This is a genomic window from Pseudomonas sp. AC083 (genome assembly GCF_979253165.1).
In genome coordinates this window covers 148,774-165,736 of record NZ_CEEDDH010000011.1, presented here as the reverse complement: position 1 = coordinate 165,736, position 16,963 = coordinate 148,774, and the positions used below count along the sequence as shown (strand labels likewise).

The 16,963-nt window shown below is 58.7% G+C and carries 14 protein-coding genes; all 14 read left to right on the top strand.

Going from position 1 to position 16,963, the window contains the following annotated elements; translation table 11 throughout:
* Positions 1-71 precede the first annotated feature (71 nt).
* The gene (gene gyrA / locus AC0IXA_RS17515) at positions 72-2,726 is read left to right on the top strand and encodes a DNA gyrase subunit A (RefSeq protein WP_016770926.1); all 2,655 of its coding nucleotides are present in this window, start codon (positions 72-74) and stop codon (positions 2,724-2,726) included.
* 229 nt (positions 2,727-2,955) lie between these two features.
* Positions 2,956-4,041 (top strand): 3-phosphoserine/phosphohydroxythreonine transaminase, encoded by a 1,086-nt coding sequence (serC, locus tag AC0IXA_RS17510; RefSeq protein ID WP_471814056.1) that lies wholly within the window; start codon positions 2,956-2,958, stop codon positions 4,039-4,041.
* A complete protein-coding gene (gene pheA, locus AC0IXA_RS17505) occupies positions 4,041-5,135 on the top strand; it encodes a prephenate dehydratase (RefSeq protein WP_016770924.1) in 1,095 nt (364 codons plus the stop codon). Before serC ends, pheA begins: the two co-directional genes overlap by 1 nt.
* A gap of 13 nt (positions 5,136-5,148) precedes the next feature.
* A complete protein-coding gene (gene hisC, locus AC0IXA_RS17500; RefSeq protein WP_336342149.1) occupies positions 5,149-6,261 on the top strand; it encodes a histidinol-phosphate transaminase in 1,113 nt (370 codons plus the stop codon).
* Positions 6,262-6,289: 28 nt separating this feature from the next.
* Positions 6,290-8,497: a bifunctional prephenate dehydrogenase/3-phosphoshikimate 1-carboxyvinyltransferase gene (locus tag AC0IXA_RS17495; protein WP_041478484.1), complete on the top strand. Its 2,208-nt coding sequence runs from the start codon at positions 6,290-6,292 to the stop codon at positions 8,495-8,497.
* Positions 8,494-9,183 carry a (d)CMP kinase gene (cmk, locus tag AC0IXA_RS17490; RefSeq protein WP_471814053.1) on the top strand — a complete coding sequence of 230 codons (690 nt, stop codon included), beginning with the start codon at positions 8,494-8,496 and terminating at the stop codon, positions 9,181-9,183. The genes AC0IXA_RS17495 and cmk overlap by 4 nt, the downstream gene beginning before the upstream one ends.
* Before the next feature lie 119 nt (positions 9,184-9,302).
* A complete protein-coding gene (gene rpsA, locus AC0IXA_RS17485) occupies positions 9,303-10,988 on the top strand; it encodes a 30S ribosomal protein S1 (protein WP_016770920.1) in 1,686 nt (561 codons plus the stop codon).
* A 192-nt stretch (positions 10,989-11,180) separates the two neighbouring features.
* Positions 11,181-11,459, top strand: a complete 279-nt coding sequence (locus AC0IXA_RS17480; RefSeq protein ID WP_341639343.1) for a hypothetical protein — start codon at positions 11,181-11,183, stop codon at positions 11,457-11,459.
* A gap of 153 nt (positions 11,460-11,612) precedes the next feature.
* Positions 11,613-11,909, top strand: coding sequence for an integration host factor subunit beta (ihfB, locus tag AC0IXA_RS17475; protein WP_007950920.1), 297 nt, complete (start codon positions 11,613-11,615; stop codon positions 11,907-11,909).
* Positions 11,910-11,939: 30 nt separating this feature from the next.
* Positions 11,940-12,179: a lipopolysaccharide assembly protein LapA domain-containing protein gene (locus AC0IXA_RS17470; protein ID WP_341639344.1), complete on the top strand. Its 240-nt coding sequence runs from the start codon at positions 11,940-11,942 to the stop codon at positions 12,177-12,179.
* 220 nt (positions 12,180-12,399) lie between these two features.
* Positions 12,400-13,476, top strand: coding sequence for a dTDP-glucose 4,6-dehydratase (rfbB, locus tag AC0IXA_RS17465; protein ID WP_341639345.1), 1,077 nt, complete (start codon positions 12,400-12,402; stop codon positions 13,474-13,476).
* A complete protein-coding gene (gene rfbD, locus AC0IXA_RS17460) occupies positions 13,473-14,366 on the top strand; it encodes a dTDP-4-dehydrorhamnose reductase (protein WP_341639346.1) in 894 nt (297 codons plus the stop codon). Before rfbB ends, rfbD begins: the two co-directional genes overlap by 4 nt.
* Positions 14,363-15,253, top strand: coding sequence for a glucose-1-phosphate thymidylyltransferase RfbA (gene rfbA, locus AC0IXA_RS17455; RefSeq protein WP_341639347.1), 891 nt, complete (start codon positions 14,363-14,365; stop codon positions 15,251-15,253). Before rfbD ends, rfbA begins: the two co-directional genes overlap by 4 nt.
* A 252-nt stretch (positions 15,254-15,505) precedes the next feature.
* Positions 15,506-16,948: a mannose-1-phosphate guanylyltransferase/mannose-6-phosphate isomerase gene (locus AC0IXA_RS17450; protein ID WP_471814049.1), complete on the top strand. Its 1,443-nt coding sequence runs from the start codon at positions 15,506-15,508 to the stop codon at positions 16,946-16,948.
* Positions 16,949-16,963 lie beyond the last annotated feature (15 nt).

The following is a 16,963-nucleotide window of genomic DNA, read 5'->3' as shown; positions in this document are numbered from 1 at the left end:
GGCACCGACGAGCTTCGTTGCTCCCACATGGATATGACGAAGTTTCACCAGAAAAAGGAATCAGGCTTCTCATGGGCGAACTGGCCAAAGAAATCCTCCCGGTCAATATCGAAGACGAGCTGAAACAGTCCTACCTCGACTACGCAATGAGCGTGATCGTCGGCCGTGCACTGCCGGATGCGCGCGATGGCCTCAAGCCCGTGCACCGTCGCGTACTGTTCGCGATGAGCGAGCTGGGCAACGACTACAACAAGCCGTACAAGAAATCTGCCCGTGTCGTCGGCGACGTGATCGGTAAGTATCACCCGCACGGTGACACTGCCGTGTACGACACCATCGTTCGTATGGCCCAGCCTTTCTCCCTGCGCTACCTGCTGGTCGACGGCCAGGGCAACTTCGGTTCGGTCGACGGCGACAACGCTGCGGCCATGCGATACACCGAAGTGCGCATGACCAAGCTGGCGCACGAGCTGCTGGCTGACCTGCACAAGGAAACCGTGGACTGGGTGCCGAACTACGACGGCACCGAACTGATCCCGGCAGTCATGCCGACCCGCGTACCGAACCTGCTGGTCAACGGTTCCAGCGGTATCGCCGTGGGCATGGCGACCAACATTCCGCCGCACAACCTCGGTGAAGTCATCGACGGTTGCCTGGCCCTCATCGACAACCCCGAGCTGACCGTCGATGAGCTGATGCAATACATTCCCGGTCCGGACTTCCCGACGGCTGCGATCATCAACGGTCGCGCCGGCATCATCGAAGCCTACCGCACCGGTCGCGGGCGCATTTACATGCGTGCCCGCTCGATCATCGAAGACATCGACAAGGTGGGTGGCCGTCAGCAGATCGTCATCACCGAACTGCCTTACCAGCTGAACAAAGCGCGTCTGATCGAGAAGATCGCCGAGCTGGTCAAAGAGAAGAAGCTCGAAGGCATCACCGAGCTGCGCGACGAGTCCGACAAGGACGGTATGCGCGTCGTCATCGAGCTGCGTCGCGGCGAAGTGCCTGAGGTGATCCTCAACAACCTCTACGCCCAGACCCAGCTGCAATCGGTGTTCGGTATCAACATCGTCGCGCTGATCGACGGCCGCCCACGCATCCTCAACCTCAAGGATCTGCTGGAAGCCTTCGTCCGTCACCGTCGCGAAGTGGTTACCCGCCGTACCGTGTTCGAATTGCGCAAGGCGCGCGAGCGCGGGCACATTCTTGAGGGCCAGGCCGTTGCCCTGTCGAACATCGACCCGGTCATCGCCCTGATCAAGGCCTCGCCAACGCCGTCGGAAGCCAAGGAAGCGCTGATCAGCACGCCTTGGGAATCCTCGGCTGTGGTGGCGATGGTTGAGCGTGCCGGTGCCGATTCGTGCCGTCCGGAAAACCTCGATCCGCAATACGGCCTGCGTGAAGGCAAGTACTTCCTCTCGCCAGAACAGGCGCAAGCCATTCTCGAACTGCGCCTGCACCGTCTGACCGGTCTGGAGCACGAGAAGCTGCTGGCCGAGTATCAAGAGATTCTCAACCAGATCGGCGAGCTGATCCGCATCCTCAACAGCGCTGTGCGCCTGATGGAAGTGATCCGCGAAGAACTGGAAGTGATCCGCGCCGAATACGGCGACGTGCGCCGCACCGAAATTCTCGATGCCCGTCTCGACCTGACCCTGGGCGACATGATCCCGGAAGAAGAGCGCGTCGTGACCATCTCCCACGGTGGCTACGCCAAGACCCAGCCGCTGGCTGCGTACCAGGCTCAGCGTCGTGGCGGCAAAGGCAAATCGGCTACCGGCGTCAAGGACGAGGACTACATCGCTCACCTGCTGGTCGCCAACAGCCACACCACGCTGCTGCTGTTCTCCAGCAAGGGCAAGGTGTACTGGCTCAAGACCTACGAGATTCCGGAAGCATCCCGCGCGGCCCGTGGTCGTCCGCTGGTCAACCTGCTGCCGCTGGATGATGGTGAATACATCACCACCATGCTGCCGGTCGAGGAATACACCGAAGGTCACTACATCTTCATGGCCACCGCCAACGGCACCGTGAAGAAGACCCCGCTGGAATCCTTCAGCCGTCAGCGCAGCGTCGGTCTGATCGCGCTGGAACTGGACGAAGGCGACGTGCTGATCTCTGCGGCCATCACCGATGGTGAGCGCGAAGTGATGCTGTTCTCCGATGGCGGCAAGGTCACCCGTTTCAAAGAATCCGACGTGCGTGCCATGGGCCGTACCGCTCGCGGCGTACGCGGCATGCGTCTGCCGGAAGGGCAGAAGCTGATTTCCATGCTGATCCCGGAAGAAGGCAGCCAGATCCTCACCGCTTCCGAGCGTGGTTACGGCAAGCGCACCGCGATCACCGAGTTCCCTGAGTACAAGCGTGGCGGTCAGGGCGTGATCGCCATGGTCAGCAACGAGCGTAACGGCCGTCTGGTCGGTGCAGTGCAGGTGCTCGACGGCGAAGAAATCATGCTGATCTCCGATCAGGGCACCCTGGTGCGTACCCGTGTCGACGAAGTGTCGAGCCTGGGACGTAATACTCAGGGCGTGACGCTGATCAAGCTGGCCAAGGATGAAACCCTGGTCGGGCTGGAGCGGGTTCAGGAGCCTTCGGAAATCGAAGGCGAAGAGCTCGAAGGTGAAGAGGGCGAGGAAATCGCAGGCAGCGTCGGTATCGACGAAGCGGGTGAAGACCAGCAACTCGACGCCGCAGCAGACGAAGAACCGCAGGAATAAGCGGACAAACGAGGGGGCGGATGAGAATTCGCCCCCTTGTTATTTGTCCGGTATGAAAATTTGCAACACTGCGGCTGATCGTTCCCACGCTCTGCGTGGGAATGCCGCTGGGGACGCTCCGCGTCCCATGACGCGTAGCGTCATTGGATGCATTCCCACGCGGAGCGTGGGAACGATCAGCCGCAAACCAGAAGATTCAAGTGACCACCAAATCAGAGCGAGATTGGATGTGAGCAAGCGAGCCTATAACTTCTGCGCCGGTCCGGCGGCGCTGCCTGAAGCTGTCCTGCAGCGCGCCCAGGGTGAACTCCTTGATTGGCACGGCAAGGGTCTGTCGGTCATGGAAATGAGCCATCGCAGCGATGAGTTCGTGTCCATCGCCACCCAGGCCGAGCAGGATCTGCGTGACCTGCTGAATATCCCGTCGAACTACAAAGTGCTGTTTCTGCAGGGCGGCGCCAGCCAGCAGTTCGCACAGATCCCGCTGAACCTGTTGCCTGAAGGCGGCTCGGCCGACTACATCGACACCGGTATCTGGTCGCAGAAAGCCATCGAAGAAGCCTCGCGCTATGGCCACGTCAACGTTGCTGCCACTGCCAAGCCTTACGACTATTTCGCCATTCCCGGCCAGAACGAGTGGAACCTGTCGAAAGACGCCGCTTACGTTCACTACGCGCCGAACGAAACCATCGGCGGTCTGGAATTCCAGTGGATCCCGCAAACCGGTGACGTGCCGCTGGTCGCCGACATGTCTTCGGACATCCTCTCGCGCCCGGTCGATATTTCGCGTTTCGGCATGATCTACGCTGGCGCGCAGAAGAACATCGGCCCGAGCGGCATCGTCGTCAACATCATTCGCGAAGACTTGCTCGGCAAGGCCCGTTCGCTGTGCCCGACCATGCTCAACTACAAGGTCGCGGCCGATAACGGTTCGATGTACAACACCCCGCCGACGCTGGCCTGGTACCTGTCCGGTCTGGTGTTCCAATGGCTGAAAGAGCAGGGCGGCGTCGAAGCGATTGCCAAGCTCAACGACGTCAAGCAGCGCACCCTGTACAACTTCATCGATGCCAGCGGTCTCTACAGCAACCCGATCAACAAGTCGGATCGCTCGTGGATGAACGTACCGTTCCGTCTCGCTGATGATCGTCTGGACAAGCCGTTCCTTGCCGGTGCCGACGAGCGCGGCCTGCTCAACCTCAAGGGGCACCGCTCGGTGGGCGGCATGCGCGCGTCCATCTACAACGCCGTCGACATCAACGCGGTCAACGCGCTGGTGGCCTACATGGCGGAATTCGAGAAGGAACACGGCTGATGTCCGAGCAAGAACTCAAGGCACTGCGCGTTCGCATCGACGCTCTGGACACCAAAGTCCTCGAGCTGATCAGTGAGCGTGCGCGTTGCGCCCAGGAAGTCGCCCGCGTGAAGATGGCCTCGCTGGCCGAAGGCGAAGTGCCGGTGTTCTATCGTCCCGAGCGCGAAGCTCAGGTGCTCAAGCGGGTGATGGAGCGCAATCAGGGGCCGCTGGGCAACGAAGAAATGGCGCGGCTGTTCCGCGAAATCATGTCGTCGTGCCTGGCGCTGGAGCAGCCACTGAAAGTGGCTTATCTCGGTCCTGAAGGCACCTTCACCCAAGCGGCAGCGATGAAGCACTTCGGCCACGCAGTGATCAGCAAGCCGATGGCGGCAATCGACGAAGTGTTCCGTGAAGTGGCGGCCGGTGCGGTGAATTTCGGCGTGGTGCCGGTGGAAAACTCCACCGAAGGCGCGGTCAATCACACGCTGGACAGCTTCCTCGAGCACGACATGGTGATCTGTGGCGAAGTCGAGCTGCGCATCCACCATCATTTGCTGGTCGGCGAAAACACCAAGACCGACAGCATCAGCCGCATCTATTCCCACGCGCAGTCGCTGGCTCAGTGCCGCAAGTGGCTGGACGCGCATTACCCGAATGTCGAACGCGTCGCGGTGTCGAGCAACGCCGAAGCGGCCAAGCGGGTCAAGGGTGAGTGGAATTCGGCAGCGATCGCTGGCGATATGGCGGCGGGGCTGTACGGCCTGACGCGCCTGGCGGAGAAGATCGAAGATCGCCCGGACAACTCGACGCGCTTCCTGATGATCGGTAACCAGGAAGTGCCGCCGACCGGCGACGACAAGACTTCGATCATCGTCTCCATGAGCAACAAGCCCGGCGCGCTTCATGAGCTGCTGGTGCCGTTCCACGACAATGGCATCGACCTGACCCGCATCGAAACCCGTCCGTCGCGCAGCGGCAAATGGACTTACGTGTTCTTCATCGACTTCGTCGGCCACCACCGTGATCCGTTGATCAAAGGTGTGCTGGAAAAGATCAGTCAGGAAGCAGTAGCACTCAAAGTGCTGGGTTCCTACCCGAAAGCAGTTCTCTAAGGGGCGGTAGCAAATGAGTGGCAACTTCCTCGCTCTGGCACAGCCGGGCGTGCAACAACTTTCGCCGTACGTTCCGGGCAAGCCTGTGGACGAACTGGCGCGCGAGCTGGATCTGGATCCGGCAAAAATCGTCAAACTGGCGAGCAACGAAAACCCATTGGGCGCCAGTCCGAAGGCATTGGCGGCGATTCGCGAAGAGCTGGCCGAGCTGACTCGTTATCCGGACGGCAATGGTTTCGCCCTGAAGTCTCTGCTCGCCGAGCAGTGCCGCGTCGAGCTGAATCAGGTCACGCTGGGCAATGGCTCCAACGATATTCTTGAACTGGTTGCGCGTGCCTATCTGGCGCCGGGCCTGAATGCGGTGTTCAGTGAGCACGCGTTCGCTGTGTATCCGATTGCTACCCAAGCTGTCGGTGCGCAGGCCAAAGTCGTTCCAGCCAAAGACTGGGGCCATGACCTGCCGGCGATGCTTGCGGCCATCGATGCCAACACCCGCGTGGTGTTCATTGCCAACCCGAACAACCCGACCGGCACCTGGTTCGGCGCAGAAGCGCTGGACGAATTCCTGCAGGACGTTCCCGAGCATGTGCTGGTAGTCCTCGACGAGGCTTACATCGAGTACGCCGAAGGCAGCGATTTGCCGGACGGTCTCGACTTCCTCGCCGCCTACCCGAACCTGCTGGTGTCGCGCACCTTCTCCAAGGCCTATGGCCTGGCCGCGCTGCGCGTCGGTTATGGCTTGTCGACACCTGTGGTGGCGGACGTGCTGAACCGTGTTCGTCAGCCATTCAACGTCAACAGCCTCGCGTTGGCGGCGGCGTGTGCGGCGCTGAAGGACGAGGAATATCTGGCACAAAGCCGTCAGCTCAACGAATCCGGCATGCAGCAGTTGCAGGCGGGTTTCCGTGAGTTGGGGCTGGGCTGGATCGAGTCCAAAGGCAACTTCATCTGCGTCGATCTCGGCGAGGTCGCGGCGCCGATTTTTCAGGGCTTGCTGCGCGAAGGCGTGATCGTGCGTCCGGTGGCCAATTACGGCATGCCGAACCACCTGCGGGTGACCATCGGTCTGCCGGCGGAAAACAGCCGTTTCCTCGAGGCGCTGCGCAAGGTTCTGGCTCGTGGTTGATGTCACTGCGCTGCAACCTGCTGCACCTATGATCGGTCGCCTCGTGGTGGTCGGTCTGGGGTTGATCGGTGGTTCGTTTGCCAAGGGTTTGCGTGAAAGCGGCCTGTGCCGTGAGGTGGTTGGTGTTGATCTCGACCCGCAATCGCGCAAGCTCGCGGTCGAATTGGGTGTGGTCGATCGCTGCGAAGATGATTTGGCGGCGGCTTGCGTCGGTGCCGATGTGATTCAGCTGGCGGTGCCGATTCTGGCCATGGAAAAACTGCTCGCGCGTCTGGCTGTCATGGATCTGGGGCAGGCGATTCTTACGGATGTCGGCAGCGCCAAAGGCAACGTGGTGCGCGCCGCGACCGAAGCGTTCGGCGGCATGCCGGCGCGCTTCGTCCCCGGGCACCCGATTGCCGGTTCCGAGCAGAGCGGGGTGGAAGCCTCGAATGCCGAGCTGTTCCGCCGGCACAAGGTGATCCTGACGCCGCTCGAGCAGACCGATCCTGCCGCGCTGGCGCTGGTCGATCGTCTCTGGCGCGAACTGGGCGCGGATGTCGAGCACATGCAGGTCGAGCGTCACGATGAAGTGCTGGCCGCGACCAGTCATCTGCCGCATCTGCTGGCTTTCGGTCTGGTCGATTCGTTGGCCAAGCGCAATGAAAATCTGGAGATCTTCCGTTACGCTGCCGGTGGTTTTCGCGATTTCACAAGAATCGCCGGAAGCGACCCGGTGATGTGGCACGACATCTTCCTCGCCAACCGCGAGGCTGTCCTGCGCACACTCGATACATTTCGCAGCGACCTCGACGCCTTGCGCGACGCGGTCGATGCAGGGGATGGGCACCAATTATTGGGCGTTTTCACGCGCGCCCGGGTTGCCCGCGAGCATTTCAGTAAAATCCTGGCCCGCAGGGCCTATGTGGACGCTATGAATTCCAACGATCTGATCTTCCTGGCTCAACCTGGTGGCCGCCTGTCCGGTCGGATTCGCGTACCGGGTGACAAATCGATTTCCCACCGTTCGATCATGCTCGGCTCGCTGGCCGAAGGCGTCACCGAAGTCGAAGGCTTCCTTGAGGGCGAAGACGCCCTGGCGACCTTGCAGGCGTTTCGCGACATGGGCGTGGTCATCGAAGGCCCGCATCACGGCCGCGTGACCATCCACGGTGTCGGCCTGCACGGCCTGAAACCTGCGCCGGGCCCGATCTATCTGGGCAACTCCGGCACCTCGATGCGTCTGCTCTCCGGCCTGCTGGCGGCGCAGAACTTCGACAGCACCTTGACCGGCGACGCTTCGCTGTCCAAGCGTCCGATGAACCGCGTGGCCAATCCGCTGCGGGAAATGGGCGCCGTGATCGAAACGGCTGCCGAAGGTCGTCCACCGATGACCATTCGCGGTGGTCACAAGCTCAAAGGCCTGACCTACACCATGCCGATGGCCAGTGCCCAGGTGAAATCCTGTCTGCTGCTCGCCGGTCTGTATGCCGAAGGCAAGACCACCGTTACCGAGCCGGCACCGACCCGCGATCACACCGAGCGCATGCTGCGTGGCTTCGGCTACCCGGTCAGCGTTGACGGCGCCACGGCTTCGGTCGAGTCCGGCGGCAAGCTCACCGCGACTCACATCGAAGTGCCGGGCGATATTTCGTCGTCGGCGTTTTTCCTGGTCGCGGCCTCGATCGCCGAGGGTTCGGAGCTGGTGCTGGAGCACGTCGGCATCAACCCGACCCGTACTGGTGTGATCGATATCCTGCGTCTGATGGGCGCCGATATCACTCTGGAAAACCAGCGTGAAGTGGGCGGCGAGCCAGTGGCTGACTTGCGCGTGCGCGCAGCTAAACTCAAAGGTATCGAGATTCCGGAGGCGCTGGTGCCGCTGGCGATCGACGAATTCCCGGTCCTGTTCGTTGCTGCCGCGTGCGCCGAAGGGCGTACCGTGCTCACTGGCGCCGAAGAGCTGCGGGTCAAGGAATCCGATCGGATTCAGGTCATGGCGGACGGTTTGCTGGCGCTGGGCGTCAAGTGCGAACCGACCCCGGACGGCATTATCATCGACGGCGGCCAGATCGGCGGCGGTGAAGTGCACGGGCACGGCGACCACCGTATCGCCATGGCCTTCAGCGTCGCCTCGTTGCGCGCCACTGCACCGATCCGCATCCACGATTGCGCCAACGTCGCGACCTCGTTCCCCAACTTCCTCGCGCTGTGCGGGCAAGTCGGCATTCGTGTGGCACAAGAGGCTCAGTCGTGAAAAACATTGCACCGGTCATCACCATCGATGGGCCAAGCGGCTCCGGCAAAGGCACGGTCGCCGGGATTCTGGCCAAGCGTCTGGGCTGGAACCTGCTGGATTCCGGTGCGCTTTATCGCTTGCTCGCGTTTGCTGCGCACAACCATGGCGTCGACCTGACCAATGAAGAGTTGCTGAAAACGCTGGCCGCTCATCTGGATGTGCAGTTCATCGCCGCGACCGAAGGTCAGCTGCAGCGGATCATTCTCGAAGGCGACGAAGTCAGCGATGTCATTCGCACCGAAAGTGTCGGTTCCGGCGCCTCGCAAGTGGCTGCGCTGCCCGCCGTGCGGGAGGCGCTGCTGCAGCGCCAACGTGCGTTTCAGGAAGGGCCGGGCCTGGTGGCCGACGGTCGCGACATGGGCACGGTGGTTTTTCCGGATGCACCACTGAAGATTTTCCTCACCGCCAGTGCCGAGGAGCGGGCGCGCCGTCGATATTTGCAGTTGAAGGGCAAAGTCGAGGGTGTTAGTCTGTCGAGTCTGCTAGATGAGATCCGTGCACGCGATGAGCGTGACACCCAGCGCGCAGTAGCCCCGCTCAAGCCGGCGGCCGACGCGATTCAGCTGGATTCAACGGAGCTTTCCATCGATCAGGTGCTTGAACGCATCATGAGCGAGATCGCCATTCGCGATATCGCCGGGTGACCAAGAAGGTCGCAGGGGACCAGTCATAGTCCTGCGGTGCTTCTTTTAAATGAAACTAACCCACACCGTCTGGGGTGTGGAGATGGGCGTTTACTTCGCCCTCATCTACAGGAATTAAAATGAGCGAAAGCTTTGCGGAACTCTTTGAAGAAAGCCTGAAAACCCTGAACCTTCAGGCAGGCTCCATCATCACCGGTGTTATCGTTGATATCGATTACCAGGCTCGCTGGGTAACCGTTCACGCTGGTCTGAAGTCTGAAGCACTCATCCCGCTTGAGCAGTTCTACAACGATGCTGGCGAACTGAACATCAACGTTGGTGATGAAGTTCACGTTGCTCTGGATTCGGTTGAAGACGGCTTTGGCGAAACCAAGCTGTCCCGTGAAAAAGCCAAGCGCGCTGAATGCTGGATCGTTCTGGAAGCAGCCTTCGCAGCCGAGGAAGTGGTCAAGGGCGTTATCAACGGTAAGGTTAAAGGCGGCTTCACTGTCGACGTTAACGGCATCCGTGCGTTCCTGCCAGGTTCCCTGGTTGACGTCCGTCCAGTGCGCGACACCACGCACCTGGAAGGCAAAGAGCTGGAATTCAAGGTCATCAAGCTGGACCAGAAGCGCAACAACGTTGTCGTTTCCCGTCGCAGCGTCCTCGAAGCCGAGAACTCCGCCGAGCGTGAAGCTCTGCTGGAATCCCTGCAGGAAGGCCAGCAAGTCAAAGGTATCGTCAAAAACCTCACCGATTACGGCGCATTCGTCGATCTGGGTGGCGTGGACGGCCTGCTGCACATCACCGACATGGCCTGGAAGCGCATCAAGCATCCTTCCGAGATCGTCAACGTTGGTGACGAAATCGACGTCAAGGTTCTGAAATACGATCGCGAACGCAACCGTGTTTCCCTGGGCCTGAAGCAACTGGGCGAAGATCCATGGGTTGCTATCAAAGCCCGTTACCCAGAAGGCACTCGCGTTACCGCTCGTGTAACCAACCTGACCGACTACGGCTGCTTCGCTGAGCTGGAAGAAGGCGTTGAAGGTCTGGTACACGTTTCGGAAATGGACTGGACCAACAAGAACATCCACCCTTCGAAAGTCGTACAAGTCGGCGACGAAGTGGAAGTCATGGTTCTGGACATCGACGAAGAGCGTCGTCGTATCTCCCTGGGCATCAAGCAGTGCAAGTCGAACCCATGGGAAGACTTCTCTGGCCAGTTCAACAAGGGCGACAAGATCTCCGGCACCATCAAGTCGATCACCGATTTCGGTATCTTCATTGGTCTGGACGGCGGCATCGACGGTCTGGTTCACCTGTCCGACATCTCCTGGAACGAAGTGGGCGAAGAAGCCGTACGTCGTTTCAAGAAGGGCGACGAGCTGGACACCGTTATCCTGTCGGTTGACCCAGAGCGCGAGCGCATCTCCCTGGGCATCAAGCAACTGGAAAGCGATCCGTTCTCCGAGTACGTCTCGGTTAACGACAAGGGCGCTATCGTGACCGGTACCGTGAAAGAAGTTGACGCCAAAGGCGCCATCATCGTTCTGGCCGACGACATCGAAGCTACCCTGAAAGCCTCCGAAATCAGCCGTGACCGCGTTGAAGACGCGCGCAACGTTCTGAAAGAAGGCCAGGAAGTTGAAGCCAAGATCATCAGTGTTGACCGCAAGAGCCGCGTAATCCAGCTCTCGATCAAGTCGAAAGACGACGCTGAAGAGAAAGAAGCCATCCAGAGCCTGAAAGCAGCTCCGGAAGGCGAAGCAGCTGACACCACTATGGCGGCACTGCTGCGTCAAGCAATGGCCAAACAGAACTGAGTTCTGCTTGATCATTAAAAAGGGCGACTTCGGTCGCCCTTTTTTGTGCCTGCGATTTGGTCTTCGTACGTCCGTGCATGAAACCAATGCCGACGCCTGCGGGTCTGTTTCTTTAATCGGATCAATCGCCTATTCGCGACTAAGCTTGATCTTGAGCATTAGTCGTCAGGCTTGCCTGGCATAAGGAAGTGGATGAACAAGGTACTTGTTGTTGCAATGGTCTTGGCGCTGGCAGGTTGCACCACCAGTGCGAAAACCCATGCGGTGCGCGGCGTCAGTGGTATCGAGGTCGACTGTTCCGGGCTGGGTTCCGGTTGGGAAAAGTGCCAGAAGCGTGCAGCGAAGGAGTGTAAAGGCAAGGGCTATAAGGTCATCACCCGTTCTGACGATGCCAAAGATGAAGACGAATACCCGTTTGGCTTTAATCCGGCGGGCTTCGTGACCCGGACCATGCTGGTGATGTGTCGTTAGGGCAGCGGCGAGCCGACTCGCCACTGGAGTGCCCTGAAAATGGGCGTTTTGACCCCGGGAAAGATATGTCAATCCCTGGGCTGTTCAAATTCTTCCGGGCATGCTAAAACCTTTCAAGCGCTGATCTAGCTGCTTGAAAAAGAAGGGAAAAATATGACGAAGTCGGAGTTGATCGAACGAATTGTCACCCATCAAGGGCTACTCTCATCCAAGGATGTGGAGCTGGCCATCAAGACCATGCTTGAACAAATGTCTCAGTGCCTCGCCACCGGTGATCGTATCGAGATCCGTGGTTTCGGCAGCTTCTCCCTGCACTACCGCGCACCGCGCGTCGGCCGCAATCCAAAGACCGGCCAGTCGGTAAGTCTGGACGGTAAATTCGTGCCGCATTTCAAGCCGGGCAAGGAATTGCGTGACCGCGTGAACGAAGAAGAGGAGGAGGGCGCTTGATCTTCGCTATTCAAATTCAAGGGGGCGTGGATGCGTAACCTCAAACGCATACTGCTTGGCGTTTTTCTTCTGCTGATGGTTCTGATTGTTCTGGCGTTTGTGCTGGAAAACCAGCAATCGGTTTCGCTTTTGTTTCTGGGTTTTACCGGCCCGCAGTTGCCGGTGTCGGTTGTTGCGGTGTTGGCGTTGCTGATTGGTATGTTGATTGGTCCTGTGTTGGGCTGGTTTCTTGGACGTTCGTCCAGAGCTGCACGCAAGCGACTCGTCTGAGAGCGACAGGCGCACGGCATCTGTCGAAATTGCGCCTCAGCCTGTCTTTATCCATTAGTAAAAGCATCATTAAGCTGTAAAATGCGTCCCTTGTTCGATCGTGCCGTATTGCATGTCGATTCAGACTGACTCTGACGGATGCCAATTAGTGGCTTCTGCATTCATGGATTAGACCGCGCTCTCTGGCAGCGCTGTCCGCAGCTCAAGGGTATCGCTTCGCGTGAAAATTCTAGTTACCGGCGGTGCCGGCTTCATTGGCTCGGCAGTTATTCGTCATATCATCTCCAGCACACGTGATGCAGTCGTTAATGTCGATAAGCTGACTTACGCCGGCAATCTAGAGTCCCTGAAAGACGTTAGTCGGAATTCGCGTTACGCCTTCGAGCGCGTCGATATCTGTGATCGTGATGAAATCGATCGTGTGCTGCGTGAGCATCAACCCGATGCCATCATGCATTTGGCCGCAGAGTCCCACGTAGACCGCTCCATCTCCGGTCCGTCTGAGTTCATCCAGACCAATATCATCGGTACTTACACGCTGCTCGAAGCAGCGCGCCATTACTGGGCTGCGTTGGATGGTGAGCGCAAAGCGAATTTCCGCTTCCATCACATTTCGACCGACGAGGTTTACGGAGATCTCGAAGGTCCGGAAGACCTCTTCACCGAAACCACGGCTTATCAGCCAAGCTCACCCTACTCGGCGAGCAAGGCCAGCTCCGATCATCTGGTTCGGGCCTGGGCACGCACTTATGGCTTGCCTACGCTGGTGACCAACTGCTCGAACAACTATGGGCCATGTCACTTCCCTGAGAAGCTGATCCCGCTAATCATTCTCAATGCACTGGAAGGCAAGCCGCTGCCGGTGTACGGCAAAGGCGATCAGGTTCGCGATTGGTTGTATGTCGAAGATCATGCTCGTGCATTGTACAAGGTCGTGACCGAAGGCATCATCGGTGAGACCTACAATATCGGTGGACACAACGAAAAACAGAACATCGAAGTGGTGCATACCCTGTGTTCGTTGCTCGATGAGTTGCGACCTGATTCGGCCCATCGTCCCCATGCCACACTGATTACCTATGTGCAGGACCGCCCCGGGCATGATCAGCGTTATGCAATCGATGCCAGCAAGATCCAGCGGGAATTGGGTTGGGCGCCTGAAGAGACCTTCGAGACCGGAATTCGCAAGACTGTCGAGTGGTATTTGAACAACGCTGATTGGGTTGAGCACGTGAAGAGCGGCAGCTATCAGCAGTGGATCGATCAGAACTATACGGATCGCTCGAACAACGCATGAAAATTCTGCTGCTGGGCAAGAACGGTCAGGTGGGCTGGGAGCTGCAACGCTCTCTGGCTCCGCTTGGAGAGTTGATTGCACTTGATCGCCATCAGGCCGGTGGATTGAATGGCGATCTGTCGAATCCCGAGGCTCTTCGCGCGACGATTCGGCAGGTGCAGCCCGACGTTATCGTTAACGCTGCTGCTTACACTGAGGTTGATAAAGCCGAATCGGAAACCGAGCTGGCTGGCCGTGTAAACGGCATTGCAACAGGTGTAATGGCTGAAGAAGCCGTCGCCTCCGGTGCCTGGCTGGTTCATTACTCAACCGAATACGTTTTCGATGGCCAAGGCACTACTGCGTGGCGGGAAACGGATGCCGTTGCGCCGGTGAATCATTATGGCTTCAGTAAAGTCGCTGGCGAGCAGGCAATCACTGCATCGGGCTGCAGGCACCTGATCTTCCGTACCAGTTGGGTTTATGGTGCTCGCGGTAACAATTTCGCGAAAACGATGCTGCGGTTGGCCAAGGATCGGGAAACGTTGAGAGTGATCGCAGATCAGATCGGAGCGCCTACCGGTGCAGATCTGATAGCCGACGTAACGGCTCAGGCTCTTCGCCAAGCGCTGCAACAGCCCGAGCTGGCGGGGTTGTACCATCTGGCAGCCGCTGGTGAAGTGTCCTGGCATGGCTACGCAAGCCACGTGATCGCTTTCGCTCAAGCCAATGGTGAATTACTCGCCGTGAAGGCTATCGAGCCAGTCGAAAGCGCTGCCTATCCGACGCCCGCACATCGACCGCTGAACTCGCGTCTGGATACTCAAAAGCTGCGCGCTACTTTTTCTCTACACTTGCCGGATTGGCAAAGTGGTGTAACCCGAATGCTCAGGGAAATTCTGAATAAATGATCAAGACCAATCGTAAAGGCATCATTCTCGCTGGTGGCTCCGGGACACGTTTGCATCCGGTCACGCTGGGGGTGTCCAAGCAGCTGTTGCCTATCTACGACAAACCGATGATTTTCTATCCGTTGTCTGTGCTCATGCTCGCGGGCATACGAGAAATCCTGATCATTTCGACCCCTGAAGACTTGCCCAATTTCCGCAAGTTGCTGGGCGACGGCAGTCTGTATGGCATCGAGTTGAGTTATGCCGAACAGCCGAGCCCGGACGGCCTTGCGCAGGCGTTCATCATCGGCGAATCGTTTATCGGTAGCGACCCTTGCTGCCTGATTCTCGGCGACAATATCTTTTACGGTCAGTACTTCACCGAAAACCTGCGCTCGGCCAACGCTCAGGCCTCGGGCGCGACAGTGTTCGGCTATCACGTGTCCGACCCGGAGCGTTTCGGAGTGGTGGAATTCGATGCCAATGGCTGTGCGCTGAGCATCGAAGAAAAGCCACTGAAGCCGAAATCCAACTACGCCGTGACCGGGTTGTACTTCTACGATAACCAGGTCGTCGAAATCGCCAAGAACATCAAACCGTCGGAGCGGGGCGAGCTGGAAATCACCGATATCAACCGGGCATATCTGGAGCAGAAAACCCTTAACGTAGAAATGTTGGGGCGCGGTTTTGCCTGGCTGGATACCGGTACGCATGACTCGCTCCTGGAAGCCGGGCATTTCGTCCACACCATTGAGCACCGTCAGGGGCTCAAAGTCGCTTGCCTTGAAGAAATTGCCTACCACAACGGCTGGATCAGCGCAGAGCAAGTCGAAGCTCAGGCGCTGCGCCTGAAGAAAACCGGTTACGGGCAATATCTGCAGAAGCTGCTCGATCAGCCAGTACGTTGACGGGCGCGGTTTATCGAGCGCTGTTTGTAGCATTCTGTCGAGGTATCAATTGCGATTGGCGCTGTAGAATGGCAGGCAATTACGCAACGTATTCCGCGCTCGCGAGGGCGCATGTGTCATCGGTCCCGTTGTCTTGAGATCGAGAGGCGGGGCAAGGATTCTGCACTGGGTTTGGTGCAGTTGGATTGCAAACATAATTGAGACTGCTTTCCTGACAATCATTGACGGGAGAGAGGGTTAAGGACTTTGAGCATGGAACTGATTCCCGTAATTTTGTCTGGCGGAGTGGGCAGCCGGTTGTGGCCTGTATCCCGTGAAGCCCATCCCAAGCCCTTCATGGAGTTGCCGGATGGTCAGAATCTGATCCAGAAGACGTTCCTGCGCGCCTCACGGCTGGACGGTGTGGTGGAAGTCCTCACCGTGACCAATCGTGAGCTGCTGTTCAAGACTGAAGATGAATACGGCCTCGTCAACACGGCCGGGCACGCGCAGGGCTTCATTCTCGAGCCGTTCGGGCGCAATACTGCGGCCGCAGTCGCGGCGGCAGCCTTGCAACTGGAGGCCACCCATGGCCCTGATGCGCACATGCTGGTGCTCGCAGCCGATCATTTGATTCAGGACGAAAAAGCCTTTGCCGCGGCGGTGTCCAATGCCGTGGCGCTGGCCACTGAAGGCTGGCTGGTTACGTTTGGCATTCAGCCGACCTATCCGGAAACCGGTTTCGGTTACATCGAAGCGCAGAAAGAGGCGCCGCTCAAAGGCGGGCTGAGGGTCGCCCGGTTTGTCGAGAAGCCTGATCTGCAGACTGCACAGAACTATGTCAGTGCTGGCAACTATTTCTGGAACTCGGGCATGTTCTGTTTCCGTGTAGGCACCGTCCTGGAAGAGCTTCGGCTGCACGCTCCAGACGTTGTCGAGGCGGTCGCGAAGACCATCGAGGTATCTCGCCTGACCTCCTCCAACAAATATCGTTGCCTGGCGCTGGACAGCGAAAGCTTTGCGCAGGTGCCGGATATTTCCATCGACTATGCCTTGATGGAGCGTTCCCAGAAAGTCGCAACCATTCCGTGCGACATCGGCTGGAGTGACATCGGTTCATGGAACGCGGTGAGCGAACTGACGGCCCCGGACGAGAATGGCAACCGCTTCGAAGGCGAAGTGCTGTCCCATGGCTCGCGCAATAATTATGTGAACAGCGAAGGGCGTCTGACCGCGCTGGTCGGTGTGGAAGACCTGTTGGTCATCGACACGCCTGATGCGGTGATGATTGCTCATAAAGATCACGCTCAAGACGTGAAACACATCGTCAATCAGCTCAAGGCGTGCAGCCATACCGTGCATTTGCTGCACCGTACGGTCCACCGTCCATGGGGGACCTACACCACCCTGGAAAACGGCGAACGCTTCAAGATCAAGCGGATTGTCGTAAAGCCCAAGGCGTCGCTGTCGCTGCAGATGCATCATCACCGCAGTGAGCACTGGATCGTCGTCAGCGGGATGGCGGTCGTGGTCAACGACCAGCAGGAACTGATGCTCAACACCAACGAGTCGACGTTCATCCGTGCCGGTCACCAGCATCGCCTCATGAACCCGGGCGTCATTGACCTGGTGCTGATCGAGGTGCAGAGCGGCGATTATCTGGGTGAAGACGATATCGTCCGCTTTGAAGACAATTACGGCCGCGTCGACAAATAACAGCGCGGTGGCAGC

What these genes read in the sequence shown, in the direction of transcription:
- AC0IXA_RS17480 (WP_341639343.1), top strand. Translation starts at nt 11,181, where the DNA reads ATGAACAAGGTACTTGTTGTTGCAATGGTCTTGGCGCTGGCAGGTTGC.
- hisC (WP_336342149.1), top strand. Translation starts at nt 5,149, where the DNA reads ATGAGTGGCAACTTCCTCGCTCTGGCACAGCCGGGCGTGCAACAACTT.
- AC0IXA_RS17470 (WP_341639344.1), top strand. Translation starts at nt 11,940, where the DNA reads ATGCGTAACCTCAAACGCATACTGCTTGGCGTTTTTCTTCTGCTGATG.
- rfbD (WP_341639346.1), top strand. Translation starts at nt 13,473, where the DNA reads ATGAAAATTCTGCTGCTGGGCAAGAACGGTCAGGTGGGCTGGGAGCTG.
- rfbA (WP_341639347.1), top strand. Translation starts at nt 14,363, where the DNA reads ATGATCAAGACCAATCGTAAAGGCATCATTCTCGCTGGTGGCTCCGGG.
- AC0IXA_RS17495 (WP_041478484.1), top strand. Translation starts at nt 6,290, where the DNA reads ATGATCGGTCGCCTCGTGGTGGTCGGTCTGGGGTTGATCGGTGGTTCG.
- AC0IXA_RS17450 (WP_471814049.1), top strand. Translation starts at nt 15,506, where the DNA reads ATGGAACTGATTCCCGTAATTTTGTCTGGCGGAGTGGGCAGCCGGTTG.
- rpsA (WP_016770920.1), top strand. Translation starts at nt 9,303, where the DNA reads ATGAGCGAAAGCTTTGCGGAACTCTTTGAAGAAAGCCTGAAAACCCTG.
- gyrA (WP_016770926.1), top strand. Translation starts at nt 72, where the DNA reads ATGGGCGAACTGGCCAAAGAAATCCTCCCGGTCAATATCGAAGACGAG.
- ihfB (WP_007950920.1), top strand. Translation starts at nt 11,613, where the DNA reads ATGACGAAGTCGGAGTTGATCGAACGAATTGTCACCCATCAAGGGCTA.
- pheA (WP_016770924.1), top strand. Translation starts at nt 4,041, where the DNA reads ATGTCCGAGCAAGAACTCAAGGCACTGCGCGTTCGCATCGACGCTCTG.